Consider the following 22216-nt stretch of genomic DNA (forward strand, 5'->3'; position numbering starts at 1 on the left):
AAGTAAGGGCTCTACCATTGATCGCCACTACGAAAGTCATAATAAGACTATCTTTATAACTAATTTTTTTATAACCAACTTATTTATGTGATAAAAAATGCGTTATCATTTTTCTATACTTGTTATTTTTAATTATTATATTTACTTAATCTTTTTCTTAATAAAAAAAGGACAATAAATTGTCCTTTTTTATTTATAACTGGTTTCTACGTTATTTTACTAATTTACAGGTACGCCCCTTATCTTCAGCAACTCGCCCATTAACTGCATCATCCTCTGAAATTGTTGCTAAATTAAATTCATTTTTTCCTTTACCCCAAATTTGGAAGTTTTCACCAACATAACGAGCACCACTAGCTGCAACAGCTTCTTTTAAAACAATAATTTCATCGCTATAATACATAACAGCTAGCTGTTCATTAGGGAAAGAAACTCTGATTTTTTGGCCTTCACAGTTATAAGTATCTGTTTTAGCTGCCAAAGCAGGAGCTGTTATTAATGAAGAAACTAAAGCAATAGCAGAAATAGAAAGTAACTTATTCATTTACATCTCCTAAAATAATCAAGTAATGTTTTACTAATAAATTAAGACTAGACTTTATCTTTTAAAGATAAAATAGGATATCTCCGCATTTTATTAAAATTAAAAGATATATATAAATTTTTTAATTTAAGGTTAATTTTAATAAAAAATCATCAATCATTGATGATTGAGTTAAAATACAATTTTTTAATTAATGTCAATTTTAATTCAAATAAATTGCAATACATAACTTTACATTATTACCCGTCTATTTTACTTTATTCAATGTAAATATCACTATACGATATGCTATTATCCTAACACCTATAAATTTATTGTAGTTCAATAAATTAAGTCGATCTTGTTGAAAAATATCGATAGAAAAAAATAATAGGAATATTCATGCTACAAGAGAATGTTGTTAAAGATATCATCGTCTGGATTGAGCAAAATCTCGATTCACGTTTATCGTTAGATATTGTTGCTGAGAAATCAGGCTATACAAAATGGCATTTTCAGCGCTTATTTAAAGCGTATACAGGAATATCTTTAGGAAAATACATACTCGCTCGTCGTTTATCTTGTGGCGCCTATGCGTTAAGAGTAACACGTTGTAGCCTATTAGATATTTCATTAAAGTATCGCTTTGACTCCCAACAAACATTTTGCCGAGCCTTTAAAAAACAGTTTAATATTACGCCTTCGGAATATAGAAAAAAACCAGGCTGGGATATTAGTGAACTGATTTTTCCTGCATTAAAAACCGTTGAACTGAGTGCTAAATATGAAGTAGTTACATTCCCATCTCAAAAATTAGTTGGCATGTCACATCATTACAATAAGCCTATTTCAACATGGGATTCAGACAAGAAAAAATTCAGAAAAGAATTTTGGCGTAAATTTTTAAAAGATGTACATACAATCCCCACAGACTTATATGCAATGCATCGAGCATCTGCAAGTACATTAGAAGATACTATGTATATTTATAGCACTGCCGTTGATAAAGAGAAACTAGCAAAAACATCAAATGTTTCTGCCATGTCACAATTAGAATTGCCAGGTGGCAACTATCTAGCCATTACATTTCATATGAATGAAATCTTAAATTCATTAACTGACTATGATGACATTATTTATACGGTCTATACAAAAGTACTTCCGAAAATGAATTTATTACGCAGACCCGGCCCAGACATTGAACGATATACACTAAAAGAATCTGTAGGTTACGATAAATTACTTGGTCAAAGTGAGCATTACGTACAAAAAATTAGCTACTATATCCCCGTTCTTTAATTAATTTCACCTATAAAGAAGATCCCAATTAAATTGGGATCTTTCTATTAAAATAGATAGCTGAAATATTTCACTGCTATCAGTCTTTTTTAGATTTGTTAGCAAAGAAAATATCGTCTTGAATATCTTTTGTTCTTACTGTAAACAATTCATTCATTAAATTTTCAGTTAATTTTTCAGCATCTGCCATGACTCGTAAATTAAATTCATTAAGCATTTTATCTGCGCCAGCTTTATCTGTTTTCACCATAGTGAGATATTTAGCTTCCATCTCTTTTTGCTCTAATGCAGTTTTTACTTCCCACTCTTGATAAGCTTTTTTCACTATTGGTGCAAGTTTTGGATAATCTGTCATTACTAATGTTTGTAACTTACGATATTTCCAGTAAATAGAATCACTGTCTGCTTGATTGCTTCCTATTCCGTAATGTTGTGGATAAGCTTTCAATCCACTGTAATACGGAACAAATGCAGTTAAATCGGCCATGCCTAAACCAACATAGGTAACTTCACCTATTTCCTGAGGAAGCTCAGGGCGAACCTGCATAACATGCGCTTCATAAGTTCTGAATACACTGATTGGACGCCAAGATTCTTGACCATTTAATCCATTAGTATATGGGTCGTGCTCTGTTCCTTCAAAGTGATTACGTAACATCGCTTTAGCTTCTTCAACAGATATTTTTTTCTCTGGTGTTAATAAAGGCGCGAAATTACGACCATCATCCACAGCTTGTTTTAATGATGGATTAAATTGTTGCTGAATAACCCACACACGCGGATCATTATAAGTACGATCTCGTTCATCATCTCGTGTATAAGCTTTTGAAAAATTAAACCCTCCTTCTTTTTCAGGGTTATATAGCCCTTTCTCAACAGCAAATTCCACTAGATTTTTAGAGCCTAAAACATCATCACTGTTAATATCATAGTGTTGTAATCGGCCTTGGTTTCCTGTCGCAAAGTACTTATCTTTAGGTAATTTTTGTGCGATCCAATGATGTCCTGTTCCAGTTTCTAAATACCAAAGCTCATTTTTATCAACAACAGCAACACCAAACCCTTCACCAGCACCTTGTTTTTCAATAATACTTCCTAATAATTCCACTGCTTCACGAGCTGTTTTTGCTCTTGAAAGTAAGACATCTGGAATATCATCTTCAGTTATTCCAGTATCTTCAACATAGGGATCAAAAGAGAGCGCTTTAGGTGAAGCAAAAATAGATTCTGTACCACTAACACCCACACCCAGTTCATTAAATCCTGTTGCACCATGGAGTTGTGTTTTCCAATTCGGTACAGTGGTATAACGTAATGAATTCTTAGGTAATGGATAAGTGAAATTATTAGCACCATTATGCTCTTTGGTGCTGTAAATACCTGTTTGATTCGTTTTAGCCGGATGAATAACAAAATGTTGTGCTTTTAATGCATCGCTATCTGCGCTGCGAGCAATAATCAACGAACCATCATTTGTCGCTTCGCTTCCCGCTAACAACGTTGTACAGGCTAAAGCTGAAGAAACTAATGCAATATTAACGGATAAAGCGATAATACCTTTTTTGAATAAAGACATAAAACTCCCCCATTTGCTTGTTATTTATAATTTATAAATCAATTAAGTATCTTTTTAGAATCAAAATAAAAAACTAGATAGATAATTTTATGCGAAATATTAGCAATGAAAATGTGTTAATTTCCGTGATTTATATCTCAATGATTATTATATTTCTAAATAAAAATATTAATTTTATGCATCATATTAATATCAGAGAGCTTTATTGAAAGGTATATTTCATATAAAAATAAAATCAGATGAGCTTTGTTATTAATATTATTTTAATGTAATTGATAGCAGTGTTATTTATATAAATAGCCATTGATATTAAAGACGATAGCAATACATTAAATCTGATAATAACTTGTGTTAATTTTGTTATGCTAACCTAAAAAAAGAGCTCCAGCTTTATTTTCTGGAACTCTTTTTTTGAAATCTATTTTCTACTTTTTTCTTGTATAAATTTAAATAGTTGATTGAACTCTTCTATAGTTCCAATGGCTCTTATTGGAATTATTATATAATTATGTCTTTCTAAATCTATAAAAATGGATTTTTTATAGACAAAAGTATCAATAACAGCCGGTCAATAAGTTTTATAATAAAAGTTATAAATCCCAAATAACATTTATAATCTACGCCTTTACTCTTAAAATATTCCTTATAAAAATCATTTAAAATTTCCATCATTACTATTATTCAATAATCAATTCATTAACGGTATAATCGTACACAAGATAAACTGACTAAAACAAAAAACATAATGACAATGAACATAAAAAGAACTTCTTGGTCAGGGGGATGGGCGACTTTACGTGACCTCGAAATTATACAAACCGTGATCGATCAGGGAAGTGTTACTAATGCAGCTGAGCAGCTGGGAATTTCTCAACCAGCTGTAAGTCAGACATTGAACCAGATCGAAAAACGCTGTGGTAAAAAGTTATTCACTCGTGAAAATAATAAACTAATTCCAAACTCTGATGCCTTATTGCTTTATGAAGAAATTGCCAATATCGCCGAATCTTTCAGTCGATTGAGTCATTTTCATCATCAAGAAAAAAAACGAAGTCTACGGATCCTAGTTCCACCAACATTAGCTTATGGTTTTATCAATCAGGCCACCACTCTGTTTATCAAAAAATATCAAGTTAATGTCCATTTAGAAATATCTAGAAGTGAGCAGCTACTTTCTTTAATTGCAAAAGAACAAGCTGATATTGTCATTACTGATAATATGACCATTAACAGCAATTATAATTTGACTCAAATTCCGATGAGAGAAACTCAAATTATTTGTGCAATTCCTAAAACACATGAATTATCTACAAAAAACACCATCACACCTGATGATTTACATGAACAGTCTTTTATTGCTTTAGTTAAAAGTAATATTGGGCGCACAGTTATTGATCGAGCACTCAATAAATCAAAATCTAAGCCTAATATTATTGCTGAAGTTTCTGATCAAGATACAGCTATGACATTTGTAAAAAATGGCTTAGGGATCAGTTTAATTAATTCATTTCCTACTATTGAAACAGAAGATATTGTTTATAGAGAATTTACACCGACGATTATGAGTAATATTTGTTTTTTCACGTCGCAAAAAACAGAGCATGAAACACAACTTTATATTGAGTTTATTAAAGAACATCAACCTGATGCCTCTTTATTTTCGACCCCAATTAAATAGTTATTAAGGTCTCATTCTATGCAATATCGATAAATAGGAGAGACCTTTCTCTTATTTATGCATCTCAAGAATAGAGAGAATACCTTCAGTAAAAAGTGTTAACCCGATGGAAAGCGCCTCTTCATCGATATCAAATTTTTCTTTATGATGTCCATCACATTGATCTGCGCCAACTAAGAAGAATATCGCTTTTCCTTTTTTCTCTTGCACTCTTCTTACCATTAATGAGACATCCTCACTTCCTCCTAAAGGTAATACGACATTTAATAAATCTGGATGCGCATCAACAACACCTTGCATGATATCTATCATTTCTCGATCATTTCTGAAATTTGTCGCTTCGCCCGTAATGTCTATTTTTGTTTCTAGTTGGTAAGTAATTGCAATACCATCAACATATTTTTTTATACTATTAAATAAGTATTGTGTTATTTCAGCATCTTGCCCACGCACTTCTAATTGCATTTTCGCAGAACTAGGAATAAGGCTACGATTTTCGCCTGCAATTAAAGTTCCAATATTCACTCTCGTCATACCTTTACCATGTCTTGGCGTTGCTAATATTTCATTAGCTAAAAAGCATGCTCCGGCTAATGCGTTATTTCCTTTTTCTGGTTCATCAATAGCATTAGCGGGTTTTCCTTTTAAAGAAATATCTAATTTAGTGGTACAAAGAAAATCAAAAGGATCGAGTGCAATTTCACCTTTTTTCAAGTTACATCCAATATGCATCCCCATAAAATAATCAGTATCATCTAATACTCCACTGTCGCTTATTGCTCTTGCACCTCTCACTCCTTCTTCTGCGGGTTGGAATATCAATTTATATTTCCCGCGTAAAGCGTGAATATTTTGTTTTAACCAATGAGCAAGGCCAAGCCCTATTGCAGTGTGTCCATCATGACCACAAGCATGCATTAATCCAGAACGGCACGAAGCAAATCCTTGTTTATTAGGCAGATGAGTATCGTCATTTGACTCTTGAACATAAACACAATCAATATCGAAACGAAAGGTAAATGTAGGGCCAGGAATTTCTGTATCAATAATAGCCAGACACCCTGTTAAACCGTCCATTTCAGCCAATAACTCAGCACCGATCCCTTCTTCTTCGGCTATTTTGATGGCTTCATTAACTAATTTTTCATCTCGACCTAAAATACTTTCTCGACAAATAATATGAGGCCCAGCTTTTACTTCAATATTCATATCTCGCAATACGCTGATTATCGTGCCTGTCGTCACAAATTCAGTCCAGCCAATTTCTGGAAACTGGTGAAACTTTCTGCGCCATTCTATTAGTTTATTGGTTTGGAGCGGCTTCATTATTTTTCCCTTACAAAAAATAAATCTCTTATTAATAATAAAAGAGAAGATGATAATTGAAATATTATAGTCATCATAACTTAATAGTTATGATATAGGTGTGATCTCAACATCATTTTACTTATTTTTAAAGTAAGTATTCTAAGAATAGAAACCTAAGGTAATGAGGATAAATAACCTTTAAAATCAATTAATAACAAATATATAACTATAAGTCATTAATAAAATTCAGGCATAAAAATAGCCACTAAAGTGTTTACTCTTTTAGTAGCTATTTTATTAATGATTATTCATTTATAAATCGCATTAACTGCTGACGTAATTGCTTATTCTCTTGTTTTAGCTGTTCATTTTCATCTAATAAAGTCAGTGCGATAGCGATACCGTGCCAATCTAATGCGAGCTCTTTATGAAGTTTTAATGCTCGATGTGTCACCACGATAGCATTATCATCAAAAAACCACTCCTGAGTTTCAATTTCTAGCGGTTCAATTACACCAAGTGCTACAAATTCTTTGAGTTCATCATTTGATATTCCAGTATGATGACAAAACTCAGTAACAGTAAATACGGTTGTTGTTAAGTGACCCATTATTTATTCTCCCAGTCTTTACGTGGATTATAATCGGTCTGACTATCTGCAATTTGTTGCCATAATTCGCGTGTCTTTTCATCGGATTTAGGTGGCATAACAATTTTTAAAATTGCATATAAATCACCGCTAACCTTTTTACTAACTAACCCTTTTCCTTTAATACGTAGCTTTTGTCCTGCTTGGCTTCCCGCAGGAATAGTTAACAAGATTTTTTCTTTTATTGTAGGTATAGGAATTTTTGCACCTAATGCTGCTTCCCAAGGAGCAACAGGAACAACTATTTCTAAATCATGGCCTTTAATATCAAACAAAGGATGAGGTGCAATACGAATTGTTAACCATAAATCACCATTTTCGCCTCCATTCTCACCTACTGTACCCTGACCTTTTAAACGAATACGTTGCCCATCAATAACACCGGCTGGAATTTTAACATTCAAAGTTTTAGGGATCTCTTTTTCTAAAATTCCAAAAATATTATAAACTGGTAAGTGATAACTAATCGTACGCTTATGTTCTTCCTGCGATTCTTCTAGAAAAACGGCTAATTCTATCTCTAAATCATGTCCACGCTGTTTAGGTGCTTGTTGAGTTCGACGACCTTCAAATGGAGAGTGTTGACCAAAAAATGAAGCGTAAAAATCATCAAAATCTTCTTGGCTAAAGCTTTGGTGATTTTTTTTATTCGAATGTTGTTGTGTAAATTGCTTAAACTTAGGATCGTTACGATGTGCCCAAAGCTCATCATATTCGGCTCTTCGTTGCTCATCGCCTAATATTTCCCACGCTTGAGCAATTTCTTTAAAACACTCTTCAGCATTCGGCTCTTTACTTACATCAGGGTGATATTTTTTAGCTAAACGGCGATAAGCCGTTTTAATCGTTTTAGTATCATCGGTAGGTTTAACACCCATTATGGCGTAGTAATCCTTTAATTCCATAGTGATATCTCAATTATGTTAAATAATGAATTAAATATTAATCCCCTAGGGTTGATTAATTATAGAACAAAGAAATTATGTTAGTGAGTAAACATCAAGAATAACACCTGAGAAATGCCTAAAAAACGACCTTTAAGTAAAAGATAATTTAAACTTTAAAAAATAATTTAATCAAATAAAACAAGATATTAATAAGCCTAGAACTATATTGTCACTTTTTTTCATAAAATTGCATTTGAAATACCTCATTAGAAGAGGTAGATTTTATTCAATAGCACAATAGCTTATTACATTATCAGCAATAATTTTTCTTCTTAACTAAGATAAAAATAGAAAAATTAATCTCTTCATTTTAGGGAGGCAAAATGGAACGAATTATTATTCCCACTCACTATATCCATGTACGCTCAACACCACTTTGGACCAAAGACACAGCCCCAAAATCAATTTGGGAAAGGCATTTAGATAAAGGTACTCGCCAAGGGGTTTATCCTAAGCTGTCTGTTATGCAAGGAATGATTATTTATTACGCATATGCAGATGAAATTAGCCCAGAACCAACAGAAAAATTAGTGATTAATGCTGGTGAATTTGGTGTATTCCCGCCAGAAACATGGCACAAAATAGAAGCAAAAACTGAAGATACTGTTTTTAATGTCGATTTTTATGTCGATCCTAAAATACTTGCTGAAGGTTAATAATAATATGGAAAATGAAAATAAAGGCTATTTATTAGAATTAATTAATGCCAATGGCCAAGAAAAATCTCAAAAAATATTTCTAAATCCTAAAATTTTATATATTCCAGAAGTTGCTACTAAAGAAGTTTTACTTTTGGTTAATGAGTTAAAAAATAAGGTAAATATTGACTCGCAAGAACTTACCTTAGTATTAACAAACAAAAATAACGGTGTTTCTGTTGATAAAAATAGCTTTTTAGCTGATTTATTAGATGCTGATATGTCCAGTTTAATAGTGAAAGATCTTATCAATATTGTACGTGGTTATGATATGGATGAAGAAACCAATGTTTGTGGCTGGTGATCTGGCGTAGTGAAAGGAATATATCACCTTCGCTATATCTATTGATGATGAAGGTGATTGATTAATACCTAGAGAGAAAACTGAAGATCATTTTTTAATAGCCTATCTATCATCCAATACCCCGCTTTTCCTGGTGGCTTGCTTCTTGACCATACTAAATCAATGTCTATTTTCTTGGGAAATTGGTCATAATCTAGACTGACTAACAAATCATGTCCAAATTGCTCAACTAACCATGTGGGTAATATTGCCCATCCCATTTCTTGCTCTGCCATTTCAAGTAATAATAAATAGTTAGGTGCTAGCCAGTTTTTCTCACTATTAATAGCAAATTGGGCACTACTGCTTAGCCTTAATTGACGATGCATTGTTAAATGTTGATAGTTGATTTTCTTTTCTCTTACAAGTGGGTGCGTTTTATGTGCATATAGTCCTAACTTACCACTTATAGGCAAACGAGCGAAAGCAATATCAGCAGGGTATTCTGCTCGTGATTCCATCATACCAATATGCGCCTGATTATTTTGCAGCATATTAATCACATCATCATTCTCAGCAACAAGAAACTCAAATTCAAGATGGGGGAATTCTTTATCTAGAATTTTCAAAAGTTGCTCTGAATAAGGTGGTTGATACATATCAGAGAATACACAACTTAAACGAGGCTCCATTTCAGGCGATAATTCTATTCTTAATGCCTGTAATCGTTCATCAGCCGATAATATATCTTCAACCAAGCTCAACACTTTTTGTCCTGCAAAAGTCAGTGTTGACTCCCGCCCTTTACGCTCAAATAATTCAAACCCCATATCATCTTCGAATCCGGCGATTGTACTACTGACCGTAGATTGGCTTTTATTTAATTTTCGTGCTGCTGCAGAAAATGATTTTAATGAAGCAGCTTCAACAAATGTACGCAAAGTTTCTATAGAATAGTTCATTATGGTATCGGTTTTTTCGATGGCTCCTATTTTGTATATATACAAAATATCATCAATAATTGCACTCGTTTTTTGTTAAATAATTAATTTGAGGTGGGATATGAGCCAATATCAAAAAACATTTACTGAGCGCGTTTTTCACGCTGTTTCATTTGAAGTAATAGCCATCGCAATAACAGCGCCACTTAGTGCATGGGTTTTGGGTCGCTCAGTTTTTCAAATGGGAACTGTTGCTATTGTTTTATCAACATTAGCTATGCTATTGAATTTATTTTATAACATGATTTTTGACCGCTATTGGCCTTTAATCAAAGGATCAAGACCAACAAAAATACGAGTCATTCATGCTATTGGTTTTGAATTAAGCTTTGTGGTTATTGGTTTACCAATATTGGCATTTCTATTAAATATGTCGTTATGGAGTGCATTCTTATTAGAAATTGTTTTTTTTGTCTTTTTCCTTTTTTATACTTATGCATTTAATCTTAGCTACGATAAATTACGCGAAAGTTGGTTTAATCGTAAAGAAAAACGGGTAATTGCACGTCAATAATTACACAAAACACCTTTTGAACTATCATTAGGTGTTTTATCACTAATCAAAAGTAGGCACTCATTATTTTATATCATTAAGTTATAATATTAATATACTATTCTAATTATCTTCATACAGAGCAATTATTATGATTGTCGCTGTATCTAACTGGATTATGATTCAATGATGATATTAAATGATGAAATAATTAAAAATATAAAAAATGATATTGTCTCTTTTGCAATAACAGAAACAGAGAAATTTTTAACAGAAAAAAGTGGCGAAGTCTTTTACGCCTTTGCGTTCGATTTAAATGCCGCATATGGAGAAGTAAATCTTTGCTTTAACACTGAAGAATATTTTCAAAAAACATTAAAATACTATCAAAATCAATCTGATAATCATGTTTATCATTCAAATGAAGAGATAAAAAGCTTAAAATACAATACAGGTGATTGGGAATACCAATGCTTTAGTACTATTTATCCTATCGATGAAACATACTTAGAACAACTTTATCATACGTCTTATGAAGACGGCTCTTACTCTCACGTTTTAACAAAAATTATTCACATATTTTCAGAATCTCTAACCCTGTTTAAGCAAACAGAGACTTACAAAAAAATCCCAAAAACTGAGGATTTTATTGCTTTTACAATTGATCATGATGAAGATGTTGAAGATGCTTTAATGCGTATTGGAAAATATTAATAAAACTGTGTAGAACGATAAATATCGTAGATGTTCAAAAATAAAGCGATAACCGAACGGTTATTTATTATTGACACAAGAAGAGTATCAATAAATGATCTTTTTTATTAGTTCTATACTTTTTGCAATTTTTTTGACCACTATATTAGCCTATTGGTGTTTCTCTGCACTTTTTCCTAAAGCGCCACCCACAACACTTTCTTGCCTTTTAGCAAGAACGATTCTGGGTGTATTGCTCATTATTATAGTGATCAGCCTTATTTTAACTTTATTAAGTCAGATACTCTGATTAGCCGAAGTGTAAATGAATATAGAAAGCCCTTAAAAACAAGGGCTATAATTAAAATTTTTATTTATCTGCTTTTGCTGCCCAAAGAAATTGAGCATTAGGTAATGTGGTATATTTTTCTATTATCTCTTTATAGGTATTTTCTGGCTTTAATTCTGCAAATTGTTCAGGGTAAATGAAAGTTGCTAAATATTCTAAACCAACGATGTTATATGGATGATTATAGAAATTATGATATATACCATATAATCGCTCATTTTCAACTGCTGCGATCTGATTAAATCCAATTCTGCTCTTCAATCGTTTGAAACCTTCCTGAGTCTCTTTGTCAGATACCCCATAGCCAAATGGTGCAGCAATATTATTCTTATTGATCCAGCGAGATCCCGTTACAATATATACATCAGGTTTAGTGCTAATAACCTGCTCTAAAGAAATAACACCCGAAGCGCCTGGTAAGAAATGACTGCCTATATTGTCACCACCAACAGCTTGGATCAATCCCCCCCAACCCGCATTATTATGTGTAAAGCAGCACCCATCACCGTTAGCTCCAGCCTTTGCTTCTACAAATACACTTGGTTTATTTTTAATTTCTTGAGTTTTATTTTTAATACTATCTAGGTGTTGTTGATAAAAATCTGTATATTCTTTAGCTTCACTCTCTTTATTTAAAATAATACCAAGAAGCTCAACACTTTCTTTCGTGTTTTTGACTGGCTCTAAAAAAGTATCAACATAAATAATAGGAATATTAGCCTCTCTTAAAATGCTGACAACGCCCGATCCTTCTAATGCGGGTTTGGCTCTTAGTTGAGCGATCAGAACATCAGGTCGTTGTGCAATAACTCGCTCTGCATTAACTTCACCTTTGTCATTAAATCCCATATCAGGGATCGCATTTATATTAGATTTCCATTTCTGTTCTAATAAAGAAACTGTCTGTGGATCCGATTTTTTCAGATTATTATTCCATGCTACAACTCTTTCAAACGGGTTATTTCTATCAAGCAAAGCCAGCGTTAAAATATCTCTACCATCTTGTAATACAATGCGTTTAGGTTCATGTTTTAACGTTATTTTTTGCCCATCTGTATCGGTAATTGTAACTGGATATGTTGTAGCCGATGCGGTAAAAGGAAGTAATGCAGAAAGGAATATTGCTAACAGGTGATATTTATTTTTCATAGTATACTCTCCATAATAGAGAGTTAATGCTAACAATTATCATTAGCATCATCAATAAAAATTATCTTTATCTGACTACAAATAAATTCGTTTTAATAGAACGGCATCCAACAATAAATATTCGGGTCTGATATGGTTTCGCTAACTACTTTGACGTTAAATGGACGATTTTAACTAACCCGTCCATTTAACATAAGCAAACTGCGTTATCAAAACATTTTCCTTAAAATTTATCTAAACGGACAGATAATTGTCCAATTACGAGCAAAAAACGTGACTACTCAAGCAGAATAAACTTGATTAACCTCTATCATCCTAACAAATGGTAAAACATTTTTTAACAAACGAGGGGTGATATGAAAAAAAAGAGTAGTATTGCATTTATCAGAAAAAAATTAGTGAAAGATAATTCTATCTACGTAAAAGAACTCAGTGCTCTACTTCATGTATCGGAAAGAACCGTAAGAAGATACATAGATGAATTAGAGTTATTAGGTATAGCAACTAAATTTCATGGTGGAGTGAGATTACAAAAAATTGAATTAGAACCAATAATAAATAGAACTATTGATGAAACCAGAGTACTTCAAATTGATTGCGAAGAACAAGGTAGAGATAAAAAAACTGCAGATAAATGCTCATTATATATTTTAGGATCTTTCAATTTAGATGTTGTCACAGAAGTTGAAAGATTTCCTTTTGTTGGAGAGACAATCAAAGCAATTTCGACAAATTTTTTCCCTGGAGGGAAAGGTGCAAATCAAGCGGTTGCAGCTGCTGAATTAAATGATCATGTACATTTTTTTGTTAAAGTAGGCGACGATTCATTTGGTGCTACCGCAGAAAAATATTTCGGCACTACAAAAATAAGTTCATATACATTAATTAAGGATGCCAATGCAAAAACAGGGAATGCATTAGTTATGGTTGAGAACGCTACTGGTAACAATAGTATTGTTATTGATCTAGGGGCTAATGCAAAAATCACTAAAGCTGAAATTCTTTCAGATATTAATAATCTACAATCGGCAAGTGTTTTTCTTACTCAATTAGAAAATAATATAGAAGCGACCAAGTTTGCGATTGAAATAGCAAAAAAATCGGGATGTTATGTCATTCTTAACCCAGCGCCCTATTCAGATCAAATTGTCTCACATTTGCCATCTATTGATTTATTAATACCGAATGGAACAGAAGCAGAATTAATATCAAACATTAAAATTGATAGCGTTATTTCAGCACAGGAAGCCATAAAAGCAATACACAATTTAGGTGTTAAAGAAATAGTAATGACACTTGGTGACAGTGGTGCTCTTTATTTCAATGGTAGCACGATGAAATATTACAAAGCGATGAATGCATCTGTCGTTGATACAAGTGGTGCTGGTGATGCATTTACAGGTGCTTTAGCCGCAAAATTAATAGAAGGTAAAAATATGGATGAAGCAATTAAGTTTTCTATTGCTTATGCATCATTGGCCGTTGAAAAAAAAGGGGCATCATCAATGCCATCTAGAACAAGTGTTGATGCCAGATTAAAAAAAGAGCGTATGTAAGGGAAGTGCACAAATAACCCACCCCGTTAATAAATTATATAATCGAGGTCGTTATGAAATATTTAATTTTCATTATTAGCCTTCTCTTAATTTTTATAGTCGCATCTTCTATTAGTTTTAATGCTAATAAAATAAAAATAAAATTTATTCCTATTATTATTCTTTTATTAATAGAGGCCTCCGTTGCTTTTATACTTCTACACACATCTATTGGGATCTCAATTCTTAATACGACGAATATAGGTATAGAATATTTAGTACATCATGCAAATAAAGGAATTGATTTTGTATTTGGAGATATAAGCACAAAAACACCTATTGTGTTCGTTATTGTTGCTCTAATGCCTTTAGTATTTATTTGTTCAATTATTGGGATATTAAAATATTTTGGTATTCTACGTTTGATTATTCTTACTATCGGATACCTTATTAATAAAATAGCCAAAGTAGGTAAACTTGAATCGTTTTCAGCAGTTAGTGCTGTCATTGTAGGTATGATGGCCGTATATGTTTCGATTAAAGAATACATACCCAATTTAACAAAACCACAAATGTATACAATAGCTGCATGCTCGTTGTCTACTGTCGATATCGCAATATTGGGTGCTTATACTCAAATGTTATCACCTCAGTTTGTCTTTATTGGTGTTTGCCTAAACTTTTTTAGTACTTTCGTTATTGTTTCCATTATTAACCCTAATGATCCTATTGAGATATCGAACCATTTTTCTGGTCCTAAAAATGAACATCATAGTTTTTTTGAAGTACTAACAGAGCATATGCTCGATGGTTTTAAATTAATTCTAGCGATAGTTCCAATGCTTCTTGGCTTTATTGCTCTAATTAGCATGTTGAATGATATTTTTTTACGCCTCATAGGAATAAGTTTCCAAGGCCTTCTTGGTTATATTTTCTCTCCTATTGCATTTGTGCTTGGTGTCCTTTGGCAGGACAGTATTGAGTTCGGGCAAATTATTGCCACAAAAATTTTAACGAATGAATTTGTTGCAATGGTTGACTATATCAAATTGGGTGATCTGAGCCCAAGAACAGAAGCCATTATCTCTGTATTCCTAATTTCGTTCGCAAATTTTGGTTCAGTCGGAATGATTATTGCTTGTGTCGCCAGTATCAGTAAAGAACATGGAAAAATGATAGCGGCGAATAGTTTTAGACTGATTGTGGGTTCAACGTTAGTGAGTTGCTTATCTGCAACTATGGTTGGTATTTTTATTAGCTGATATTTATTTCATGAGTCATGTTTTTAATTCTAGTTGTTATTCAATGTGTTATGTAAGTTATCAAAGGAGAAGTATATGACTAAAATTATTATAGATTGTGATCCGGGTGTAGATGACGCTATTGCTATTTTACTGGCGTTGGCGTCACCAGAAATAAAAGTGCTGGGGATCACAACAGTAGCTGGAAATGTTGAGTTAGATAAAGTTCATGAGAATGCTCGTAATATTCTTTCATTTGTGTCACGGCCTGATATTCCTTTAGCCAGAGGATGTGAACGACCTTTGATAGCACGTAGGGGAAGTAAGACACAAGTACACGGCAATAACGGCCTTGCTGGTGTGATGTTACCAAAATCTAATTACACTTATCCCGATATACATGCCGTCGATTTTATTATTGATACTGTGATGTCTAATCCTAAAGAAGTCACCCTTTGCCCGACAGCACCACTTACTAATATCGCCATGGCAATGCTAAAAGAACCAAGGCTTAAGGATAATGTGAAAGATATTGTACTAATGGGAGGGGCTGCATTTTGTAATGGGAATATAACACCAGCAGCCGAATTCAATTTTCATGTCGATCCACACGCGGCACATATTGTCTTTGATACAGCAGAACACATTACTATGTTGGGATTAGATGTCACACATAAAGCTGATATTCGAGCAGGTTTATGTCAGTCGTTAGAGCAAGGTAATGTCATTGCTAGAACAGCAGCAAAAATGTCTCGTGGATATGCTGCATTTGATCCCTTCTTACATGATCCTTGTGTAATAGGTTATCTAATCCGCCCAGATATTTTCACCGGTATAAATGGGCATATTGATATTGAATATGAATCACGCAAACTTTTTGGTTTAAGTTTTGCAACAGTCCACGATGATCTAAGACCACCTAAAAATAATAGCAATTTGAATGAATGTCGTATGAATACGATGATAATCACCGATGTTCAATCGGAGAAATTAATGTCACTAATATCTGAACGAATTTTATCTTTGTAATCTGAATCAAATAGAAAAATACAGAGAAGTGTAGCTTCTCTGTATCAATTTTTATTATATTATTTAAAAGTTAAGGTTACTTTCTCTCAATAATAATTGATTAATATTTTCTTGAAAATTAAACAAGAAATATCCTAATAATAACTTCATGCTATGTTTAAAAATAAACAAATCTATTATGATAACTAATATCATAGTAATCGAATATTAGTGCTTACATAATTATTTATATATAACAATATATTAGGATAAAAAACATGGCTAGTTATAAAAAATTAATAGCTTTAATCGCTATATTATTTACCTGCATAATAGGGAACGCACATGCAGAGCAACGCCCTGATGTGGCAAATAATGTCATTGCCTATAAAGGTCAACAAGGAGTGATTGTTTGGACTCTACGTATTGGTGATCGTAATGCTAATGAAGCATTAGTACAGATCGAAGGTATTGATCATGACTGGAATTTAAAAATTCAGAAGATGCAGGTCGAAAAAACAAGTAGAGATACCCGATATTCAATAAATACTAATGGAAATAAATTTGTTGCTCTAATTATTGAGAATAAATGCTGTGGTAACCTTTATATACCAGGAGAACCTCAGCCTATATCAGTAAATTACGCTGAAGGGATATCCCATGAAGGTAATGCACAAGCATTTCTCACTGATTATCTTCAAGCTCAGAATAATGAAATCAATAAATAAGTCTTTAAAATTATTTTGATATTAAATAGGTGAGTTTTATTGATTATTTTCTCACCTATTTAATAGAACGAAAAAAACAGCCCTGACATGCCAATAACTCCCCATAAAAAAGATAAAATAATTATTTAAGCTAGCTAATTAGAATGAATAATCAGTTAATTTGGCTAAAATAAAAATAACTGAAAATTGAAAATAAGAATCATTAGTATTAAAATAATATTCTATATAATGGAATTGATTATTTATTAGGATCCGAATATGAATAAAAAATATTATATTAATACCTGCAGTAATTGAAGTGGCTTTAACAAAAAATTTGTTTCCATATTTTCAATATTGTTAAATATATCTTGAGTATATTAGAGGTTCCAAAATAACTTAACAACCACTCTAACTATACAAAAAACCACACAACAAATGGTAGAGCTTTCAAGAGAAGTCAGGAGACAATAACTTTGTTGAATTACTTGATTTACTTGCTATTAGGAGATGCTAGGAGGGGAGGAAAGAACCATATATAGCAATCAACACATTGATAATAAATAATTATTTAAATTCTAACTTTATAGTTCCCCCAAAATGTACCCCCTAATATTTTTATCATGCCTGTTTTGAGGTGATTTTTAATCTCATGTTAGCCCTATACTTTCCAGTAACATCATTGCATAAATATCATCAATAGTAATTTCATTGTAGATAATAAAACACCAACCAGAAATAACCCTACCCTGTGTTTTTCACGACTCCGTTTCAAACGGAAGCGTAAATCTAACACTAACGCTATTTCAAATGACAGCAGTGATTAACTTGTTAATTTGCACACCTCATATTGATGTGTACAAAATAGAATGGGTAGGCTGGTGGACTAATTCGAACCACCCCGATATTTTAGGTTAGTTGAACTGGTCATCTTAAAGAGGGTCAGTTATGAACTAGGCTAATAATATTGAGTTAGTTTAAAGAGGAAAAAATGCCCTGTTTACTGTGAACTATAAGGCTAAAATTTCAGGAACGAATAAACACAGAGAAATACGCCATTAGATCAACAAAAAATACCTTATATTGTTGACGTTTCGTTGACATATGTTTTGTCTGTTAATCATTCCAGAAGCATTGATATAACTGCCTTTAGCGCACATTTAATTGTGATCAATTCGGACTTATAAAAATTTATATAAAGGTGATATTTTGATAACGTCAATCGTATAAGCAAATCCACAAGCATAATGTCAACAATTTCTATGACTTTAGGTCAACGTAACGTCAAAATTGATGCTATCAGTGTCAAAAATGATATAAATAATTGTGGTTCCGTGTGTAGCCCAGTAACTAGCTCATTGATGATTTTTTATATATGGGAAATTATCAGCTCTAATATTTCAGCGTTACGATGGCAGCGTTAAACAAAAAACTTGCTTTATATGTTTAACGCTATGTGTTGGAAAAATTATTCGTTTTCGCGGGTTCTAATTACCAGAGAAATTACTTATAACTTCATATGTCAATGAATTATCAGAGCTATTTATAATTTTCAATTTAACATTTTCATAAGAAATAATATTATTTTCTTTAAGGTTATATTGAATATTATTACCAAACCCTTGATTTTCTATATTTGAGCCTATTTTTCTATAACTAATATCTACAATTTGATCATTTATCCCATTAAAAATTAAAGCCTGCTCAAATGAATTACCATCGGAATTATTTAGCTTAAGATATTCAATTTTAGCCTTATCGCTACAAACAACTACATTCAAGTCAGTTACAATACAAATTTCATCAGTATTAGTTCCTTTTTTTATTAAAATTGAACTCCATGGTTGACCAAGCTCCTCAACAACTACAGAACCAGAGTCAATAGTTTGAGTTGGCATATAAAAATCACCTTTGTCGCTTGAACCAACTTTTTTGAATACACCAGGAATAATTTTATAAACCAAATCTATTTGTATTGGGTTTAGTATCTTAATCGCACTCAGTTCACTTATGTTACCTTCTCTTACTAAAGTTTGACCTATGATCGCACGATTAACACTCCCTACTTTCGGCTCGCTTATTTTATACGAGTCTGGAGTGTAATTATATTCTGTCACGGCACATCCAGATAAAGCAAAAACACAACCAACAGAAACTAATAAATTTTTCATTTTGATAAAACTCTCGTCACAAACACAAATTAACATTAAAGATTACATTTACATACAGATGCTAGCAAGTAACTATCTGTACCCCTGTTAGCTGATAACCATTAAACCATTCATAGCGATCTGTAGCGGTTACTTTATTTCCTTTCTGGCAGGTCATTAGCTCCAGCGCGTTAATATCGAATGCCACTATCTTTAATGGGTATGGACTACGCTTGTCACTCTCGGCCTGAATAGTCATTGTGGCCATAACTTTACCTGTGGCTGTTTTAATTCGCCCTGGTGTTTTTATTACCGTTCCTGACGTGGTGATCTTGATTAATTTTGCTTTTTTCATTTTTGGTTTATTAATCTTGATACCATCACAATATAAGCTATTGGTTAAAATAAAATGCTTATAGGGACTCTGGAACATCGGATAATAATTCCAATTTCTAGGGGTGATCTAAACATTAATTTATCCATAATGATACGGGATTATCCCGTATGTAGATATACCTGTTGATTATGCTTAATTCCGTTGATTGGGTGTATCTGTTTTAGCAACTCAATAACCTACTCTGATAATGGTACAATATGAAGGCGACGCATTTTCATTTTTTCAGCCGGTATTTCCCATACTCCAGTATCAAAATTAATTTCTGACCATTCCACCTTTCTCAATTCGCCTGGTCGAACTCCAGTTAATATAAGTATCCTCAGTGCCACTCTCACAATCTGGCTCCCCATGTACTTATCTATAGAAGAAAGAAACTCTGGTAATTCACTAACTGAAAGGTGGGCGTAGTGGTAGTGCTCACGCTTATGTGGTACAAGGCACTGGCTAAATCTGGTGCAGGATTATACTCAGTCCTACCAGTAATAATGCCGTACTTCCACACCTCACCGCAACGTTGGCGCACTTTCTTTAGCTTCTCGGTTGCCCCGCACTTTTCCATAATAGAAAGCACTTCAAGTAATTCCATGGGTTGATTTCAGCAATCGGGCGATTACCTATATCCTATATAAGGAAAGACGTCTTTCTTAAATGCGTCCATCATGTCATCACGATAACCAACAGACCAGCGATCCTTTTTGCCTTTATACCATTCAAGGGCAATATTTTTAAAGGTGGTTAGCTTCATTTGGGGATACTCAAATCATGGGGTATAAATGTACCCCATATGTATCAGCTAGAGGGGGTAATTTTCAATAGACGATAGTAGACGTTGGAATAATGGGATTTAGTTGAAATGCTTGATTTACTTGGGATTGGGAAACTTTAGAAGACGTTGCTAGAAGTGAAGATGGCGGAGGAGGAGAGATTCGAACTCTCGGATGGTTTCCCATCGGCGGTTTTCAAGACCGCTGCCTTCAGCCGCTCGGCCACCCCTCCGCAATGGGGAGCAATATAAACACCTATGCTTATGTTGTAAAGCCCTTATCGTACTGTTTGCCGTAAAATTAAACGCATCACAAGTCAATGGCTTAATTTATCAACGATTTATGGGTTCTACTTGGGTATTTTCCTTATTTTTGCTAAATTAGCGGTATTATTTTTGATTGGTTGCTACTCACATGTTTGTATTTAACGGAAAAGAAATCGAGACAGATAGTCACGGTTATTTAAAAAATAGCAATGAGTGGAATGAAGATATGGTTCCAACATTAGCTGAACTAGAAGAAATTGAGCTTACAGAACAACATTGGGAGATTATCCGTTTTGTTCGCCAATTTTATTTAGAGTTTAATACCTCTCCTGCTATTCGTATGCTAGTAAAAGCACTTGCACAAAAATATGGCGATGAAAAGGGAAATAGCCGTTATCTTTATCGTTTGTTTCCTAAAGGCCCTGCAAAACAAGCTACAAAACTTGCTGGTTTACCAAAACCCGTTAAATGTATTTAATATTATCTTTCGATAAAGATAATTAGAAATCATTAAAATAATATTACTCATAATGGTGGATTGAAAAATCTGCCATTTTTTCATATTCACAAGATGTTGCTGACCAAAATGTAATTTTGGCGCTTCTTGGGCCACCAGCATCTAACCAATCCTCAAATTCTTTTAACGCATTTTCTTTCGCAAAAGCCTTTACTCCCACGCTACCATCATCACGATTCCAAACATATCCTGTTATTGGTTGTTTTTTCATCCATTGATAAGTAAAAAAACGAAAACCAACACCTTGAACTCGCCCTTGAATAATATATTCTCTACCGATTTTCATATGCCCTTCTAATACTATTTTCAAATAAAAATTCTGTCTAGGTTATTGTCTTTTCTTTATACAATAGATAATCTGATTTTGTGAGGTTCTTTATTCATAATGAAAGCAAAGGATTATATTTTTTTCAAATCCTTGAAATTTCACTTTGTACCCTCATATATATAACCAATAAGCAAGGCTATATGGAGGTGATACTATGATGACCGCCAGCAAATTTGGGATAGGACAGCAAGTTAGACATAAATTACTCGGCTACTTAGGCGTTGTTGTCGATGTGGATGCTGAATATTCCCTTGATCAACCTAATGAAGATGATATTGCATCTAATGTGACCTTGCGAGCAGCACCTTGGTACCATGTTGTGATGGAAGATGATGAAGGACAACCCGTTCATACTTATCTTGCTGAAGCACAGATAACTTATGAAGTTTCAGATGAACACTTAGATAATGACTCATTAGATGAGTTATCACAGTCAATTCGTAGCCAATTACAGGCACCACGATTAAGAAATTAACTTAATTAATCTATATAAGCAGTGATCTGAATGAAATGATAATCGCCGATTTGTTTTCGGCGATTTTATTATGGCTTTAGCCAGTTTAAGTCGCGCTAGCGTCTTAAACATAAAACCACCTGCTTTGCAGGTGGCGTTCAAGGGTTATACCAAGAAAAACACCTTTCCGTTACGATATAGAT

The 22216-nt window shown here is 33.1% G+C and carries 23 protein-coding genes, 1 tRNA gene and 2 pseudogenes; 13 read left to right on the top strand and 13 right to left on the bottom strand.

Annotated elements, in window-relative coordinates:
• Window positions 1–211: 211 nt before the first annotated feature.
• On the bottom strand, window positions 212–544 hold the full coding sequence (locus tag DK857_RS16395) for an MliC family protein (RefSeq protein ID WP_075674310.1): 333 nt from the start codon (window positions 542–544) through the stop codon (window positions 212–214).
• Between the two features lie 381 nt (window positions 545–925).
• On the opposite strand from DK857_RS16395, the gene DK857_RS16400 reads away from it, so the two are divergent.
• Complete coding sequence (locus tag DK857_RS16400) at window positions 926–1822, top strand: AraC family transcriptional regulator (RefSeq protein ID WP_109393668.1); 897 nt, start codon at window positions 926–928, stop codon at window positions 1820–1822.
• A 79-nt stretch (window positions 1823–1901) separates the two neighbouring features.
• Here DK857_RS16400 and DK857_RS16405 read toward each other — a convergent pair whose 3' ends face one another.
• Window positions 1902–3398: a C69 family dipeptidase gene (locus DK857_RS16405; RefSeq protein WP_109402739.1), complete on the bottom strand. Its 1497-nt coding sequence runs from the start codon at window positions 3396–3398 to the stop codon at window positions 1902–1904.
• 745 nt (window positions 3399–4143) lie between these two features.
• Between DK857_RS16405 and DK857_RS16410 the strand changes: the two genes are divergently transcribed.
• Window positions 4144–5076: a LysR family transcriptional regulator gene (locus tag DK857_RS16410; RefSeq protein ID WP_109393666.1), complete on the top strand. Its 933-nt coding sequence runs from the start codon at window positions 4144–4146 to the stop codon at window positions 5074–5076.
• 51 nt (window positions 5077–5127) lie between these two features.
• Here the strand turns inward: DK857_RS16410 and DK857_RS16415 are convergent, their stop codons facing one another.
• From DK857_RS16415 to cbpA, 3 genes are all read right to left on the bottom strand, one after another.
• The gene (locus DK857_RS16415) at window positions 5128–6402 is read right to left on the bottom strand and encodes an amidohydrolase (RefSeq protein WP_109402740.1); all 1275 of its coding nucleotides are present in this window, start codon (window positions 6400–6402) and stop codon (window positions 5128–5130) included.
• A gap of 286 nt (window positions 6403–6688) precedes the next feature.
• Window positions 6689–6994, bottom strand: coding sequence for a chaperone modulator CbpM (cbpM, locus tag DK857_RS16420; RefSeq protein WP_075673157.1), 306 nt, complete (start codon window positions 6992–6994; stop codon window positions 6689–6691).
• Window positions 6994–7938: a curved DNA-binding protein gene (gene cbpA, locus DK857_RS16425; RefSeq protein WP_109402741.1), complete on the bottom strand. Its 945-nt coding sequence runs from the start codon at window positions 7936–7938 to the stop codon at window positions 6994–6996. The genes cbpM and cbpA overlap by 1 nt, the downstream gene beginning before the upstream one ends.
• 365 nt (window positions 7939–8303) lie before the next feature.
• On the opposite strand from cbpA, the gene DK857_RS16430 reads away from it, so the two are divergent.
• Together DK857_RS16430 and DK857_RS16435 are read left to right on the top strand one after the other, a co-directional pair.
• Complete coding sequence (locus tag DK857_RS16430) at window positions 8304–8636, top strand: DUF1971 domain-containing protein (RefSeq protein WP_109393663.1); 333 nt, start codon at window positions 8304–8306, stop codon at window positions 8634–8636.
• Window positions 8637–8643: 7 nt separating this feature from the next.
• A complete protein-coding gene (locus tag DK857_RS16435; protein ID WP_109393662.1) occupies window positions 8644–8982 on the top strand; it encodes a DUF1869 domain-containing protein in 339 nt (112 codons plus the stop codon).
• A gap of 68 nt (window positions 8983–9050) precedes the next feature.
• Here the strand turns inward: DK857_RS16435 and DK857_RS16440 are convergent, their stop codons facing one another.
• Window positions 9051–9923, bottom strand: a complete 873-nt coding sequence (locus tag DK857_RS16440; protein ID WP_109402742.1) for a LysR family transcriptional regulator — start codon at window positions 9921–9923, stop codon at window positions 9051–9053.
• A 100-nt stretch (window positions 9924–10023) separates the two neighbouring features.
• On the opposite strand from DK857_RS16440, the gene DK857_RS16445 reads away from it, so the two are divergent.
• Complete coding sequence (locus tag DK857_RS16445) at window positions 10024–10476, top strand: multidrug/biocide efflux PACE transporter (RefSeq protein WP_109393660.1); 453 nt, start codon at window positions 10024–10026, stop codon at window positions 10474–10476.
• A gap of 165 nt (window positions 10477–10641) precedes the next feature.
• On the top strand, window positions 10642–11169 hold the full coding sequence (locus DK857_RS16450) for a DUF4303 domain-containing protein (protein WP_109393659.1): 528 nt from the start codon (window positions 10642–10644) through the stop codon (window positions 11167–11169).
• A 349-nt stretch (window positions 11170–11518) separates the two neighbouring features.
• Here the strand turns inward: DK857_RS16450 and DK857_RS16455 are convergent, their stop codons facing one another.
• Entirely contained in the window at window positions 11519–12646 is a 1128-nt protein-coding gene (locus tag DK857_RS16455) for an ABC transporter substrate-binding protein (RefSeq protein WP_109402743.1), read from the bottom strand.
• Between the two features lie 356 nt (window positions 12647–13002).
• Here DK857_RS16455 and DK857_RS16460 point away from each other — a divergent pair, with 356 nt between their 5' ends.
• From DK857_RS16460 to DK857_RS16475, 5 genes and pseudogenes are all read left to right on the top strand, one after another.
• Window positions 13003–14202: a ribokinase gene (locus DK857_RS16460; RefSeq protein WP_109402744.1), complete on the top strand. Its 1200-nt coding sequence runs from the start codon at window positions 13003–13005 to the stop codon at window positions 14200–14202.
• Window positions 14203–14255: 53 nt separating this feature from the next.
• Window positions 14256–14489 (top strand): annotated as a pseudogene (locus tag DK857_RS19410) (Na+ dependent nucleoside transporter N-terminal domain-containing protein); the annotation flags it as partial.
• A 54-nt stretch (window positions 14490–14543) separates the two neighbouring features.
• Window positions 14544–15443: a nucleoside transporter C-terminal domain-containing protein gene (locus tag DK857_RS16465; protein ID WP_227003196.1), complete on the top strand. Its 900-nt coding sequence runs from the start codon at window positions 14544–14546 to the stop codon at window positions 15441–15443.
• 75 nt (window positions 15444–15518) lie between these two features.
• On the top strand, window positions 15519–16451 hold the full coding sequence (locus DK857_RS16470; protein ID WP_109402746.1) for a nucleoside hydrolase: 933 nt from the start codon (window positions 15519–15521) through the stop codon (window positions 16449–16451).
• A gap of 257 nt (window positions 16452–16708) precedes the next feature.
• On the top strand, window positions 16709–17158 hold the full coding sequence (locus DK857_RS16475) for a hypothetical protein (protein ID WP_109393654.1): 450 nt from the start codon (window positions 16709–16711) through the stop codon (window positions 17156–17158).
• 1466 nt (window positions 17159–18624) lie between these two features.
• Here DK857_RS16475 and DK857_RS16480 read toward each other — a convergent pair.
• The 5 genes and pseudogenes from DK857_RS16480 to DK857_RS16495 form a co-directional block, all read right to left on the bottom strand.
• Complete coding sequence (locus DK857_RS16480; protein WP_193528608.1) at window positions 18625–19308, bottom strand: hypothetical protein; 684 nt, start codon at window positions 19306–19308, stop codon at window positions 18625–18627.
• A gap of 61 nt (window positions 19309–19369) precedes the next feature.
• A complete protein-coding gene (locus DK857_RS16485; RefSeq protein WP_227003195.1) occupies window positions 19370–19720 on the bottom strand; it encodes a hypothetical protein in 351 nt (116 codons plus the stop codon).
• Window positions 19721–19860: 140 nt separating this feature from the next.
• Entirely contained in the window at window positions 19861–20034 is a 174-nt protein-coding gene (locus tag DK857_RS19620; protein ID WP_405124807.1) for a tyrosine-type recombinase/integrase, read from the bottom strand.
• An 8-nt stretch (window positions 20035–20042) separates the two neighbouring features.
• A pseudogene (locus tag DK857_RS16490) lies at window positions 20043–20429 on the bottom strand (tyrosine-type recombinase/integrase).
• A gap of 163 nt (window positions 20430–20592) precedes the next feature.
• A tRNA-Ser gene (locus tag DK857_RS16495) sits at window positions 20593–20680 on the bottom strand.
• A 182-nt stretch (window positions 20681–20862) separates the two neighbouring features.
• Between DK857_RS16495 and tusE the strand changes: the two genes are divergently transcribed.
• A complete protein-coding gene (gene tusE, locus DK857_RS16500; RefSeq protein WP_023581360.1) occupies window positions 20863–21192 on the top strand; it encodes a sulfurtransferase TusE in 330 nt (109 codons plus the stop codon).
• A 43-nt stretch (window positions 21193–21235) separates the two neighbouring features.
• On the opposite strand, the gene DK857_RS16505 is transcribed toward tusE, so the two are convergent.
• On the bottom strand, window positions 21236–21517 hold the full coding sequence (locus DK857_RS16505; protein ID WP_109402748.1) for an acylphosphatase: 282 nt from the start codon (window positions 21515–21517) through the stop codon (window positions 21236–21238).
• Between the two features lie 196 nt (window positions 21518–21713).
• Here DK857_RS16505 and hspQ point away from each other — a divergent pair, with 196 nt between their 5' ends.
• Window positions 21714–22034 (top strand): heat shock protein HspQ, encoded by a 321-nt coding sequence (gene hspQ, locus DK857_RS16510; RefSeq protein WP_006537351.1) that lies wholly within the window; start codon window positions 21714–21716, stop codon window positions 22032–22034.
• Window positions 22035–22216: the final 182 nt, after the last annotated feature.

The sequence above is a fragment of the Proteus terrae genome (assembly GCF_003144325.1).
In the GTDB taxonomy this organism is placed as follows: Bacteria; Pseudomonadota; Gammaproteobacteria; order Enterobacterales; family Enterobacteriaceae; genus Proteus; species Proteus terrae.

Coding starts and splice junctions, on each gene's coding strand:
- DK857_RS16505 (WP_109402748.1), bottom strand. CDS start 21,517: ATGAAAATCGGTAGAGAATATATTATTCAAGGGCGAGTTCAAGGTGTT.
- DK857_RS16400 (WP_109393668.1), top strand. CDS start 926: ATGCTACAAGAGAATGTTGTTAAAGATATCATCGTCTGGATTGAGCAA.
- DK857_RS16465 (WP_227003196.1), top strand. CDS start 14,544: ATGCCTTTAGTATTTATTTGTTCAATTATTGGGATATTAAAATATTTT.
- cbpA (WP_109402741.1), bottom strand. CDS start 7,938: ATGGAATTAAAGGATTACTACGCCATAATGGGTGTTAAACCTACCGAT.
- cbpM (WP_075673157.1), bottom strand. CDS start 6,994: ATGGGTCACTTAACAACAACCGTATTTACTGTTACTGAGTTTTGTCAT.
- hspQ (WP_006537351.1), top strand. CDS start 21,714: ATGATGACCGCCAGCAAATTTGGGATAGGACAGCAAGTTAGACATAAA.
- DK857_RS16475 (WP_109393654.1), top strand. CDS start 16,709: ATGGCTAGTTATAAAAAATTAATAGCTTTAATCGCTATATTATTTACC.
- DK857_RS16470 (WP_109402746.1), top strand. CDS start 15,519: ATGACTAAAATTATTATAGATTGTGATCCGGGTGTAGATGACGCTATT.
- DK857_RS16430 (WP_109393663.1), top strand. CDS start 8,304: ATGGAACGAATTATTATTCCCACTCACTATATCCATGTACGCTCAACA.
- DK857_RS16395 (WP_075674310.1), bottom strand. CDS start 544: ATGAATAAGTTACTTTCTATTTCTGCTATTGCTTTAGTTTCTTCATTA.
- DK857_RS16415 (WP_109402740.1), bottom strand. CDS start 6,402: ATGAAGCCGCTCCAAACCAATAAACTAATAGAATGGCGCAGAAAGTTT.
- DK857_RS16485 (WP_227003195.1), bottom strand. CDS start 19,720: ATGTTCCAGAGTCCCTATAAGCATTTTATTTTAACCAATAGCTTATAT.
- DK857_RS16455 (WP_109402743.1), bottom strand. CDS start 12,646: ATGAAAAATAAATATCACCTGTTAGCAATATTCCTTTCTGCATTACTT.
- DK857_RS16435 (WP_109393662.1), top strand. CDS start 8,644: ATGGAAAATGAAAATAAAGGCTATTTATTAGAATTAATTAATGCCAAT.
- DK857_RS16480 (WP_193528608.1), bottom strand. CDS start 19,308: ATGAAAAATTTATTAGTTTCTGTTGGTTGTGTTTTTGCTTTATCTGGA.
- DK857_RS16405 (WP_109402739.1), bottom strand. CDS start 3,398: ATGTCTTTATTCAAAAAAGGTATTATCGCTTTATCCGTTAATATTGCA.
- DK857_RS16410 (WP_109393666.1), top strand. CDS start 4,144: ATGACAATGAACATAAAAAGAACTTCTTGGTCAGGGGGATGGGCGACT.
- DK857_RS16440 (WP_109402742.1), bottom strand. CDS start 9,923: ATGAACTATTCTATAGAAACTTTGCGTACATTTGTTGAAGCTGCTTCA.
- tusE (WP_023581360.1), top strand. CDS start 20,863: ATGTTTGTATTTAACGGAAAAGAAATCGAGACAGATAGTCACGGTTAT.
- DK857_RS16460 (WP_109402744.1), top strand. CDS start 13,003: ATGAAAAAAAAGAGTAGTATTGCATTTATCAGAAAAAAATTAGTGAAA.
- DK857_RS16445 (WP_109393660.1), top strand. CDS start 10,024: ATGAGCCAATATCAAAAAACATTTACTGAGCGCGTTTTTCACGCTGTT.
- DK857_RS16450 (WP_109393659.1), top strand. CDS start 10,642: ATGATGATATTAAATGATGAAATAATTAAAAATATAAAAAATGATATT.
- DK857_RS19620 (WP_405124807.1), bottom strand. CDS start 20,034: ATGGGGAGCCAGATTGTGAGAGTGGCACTGAGGATACTTATATTAACT.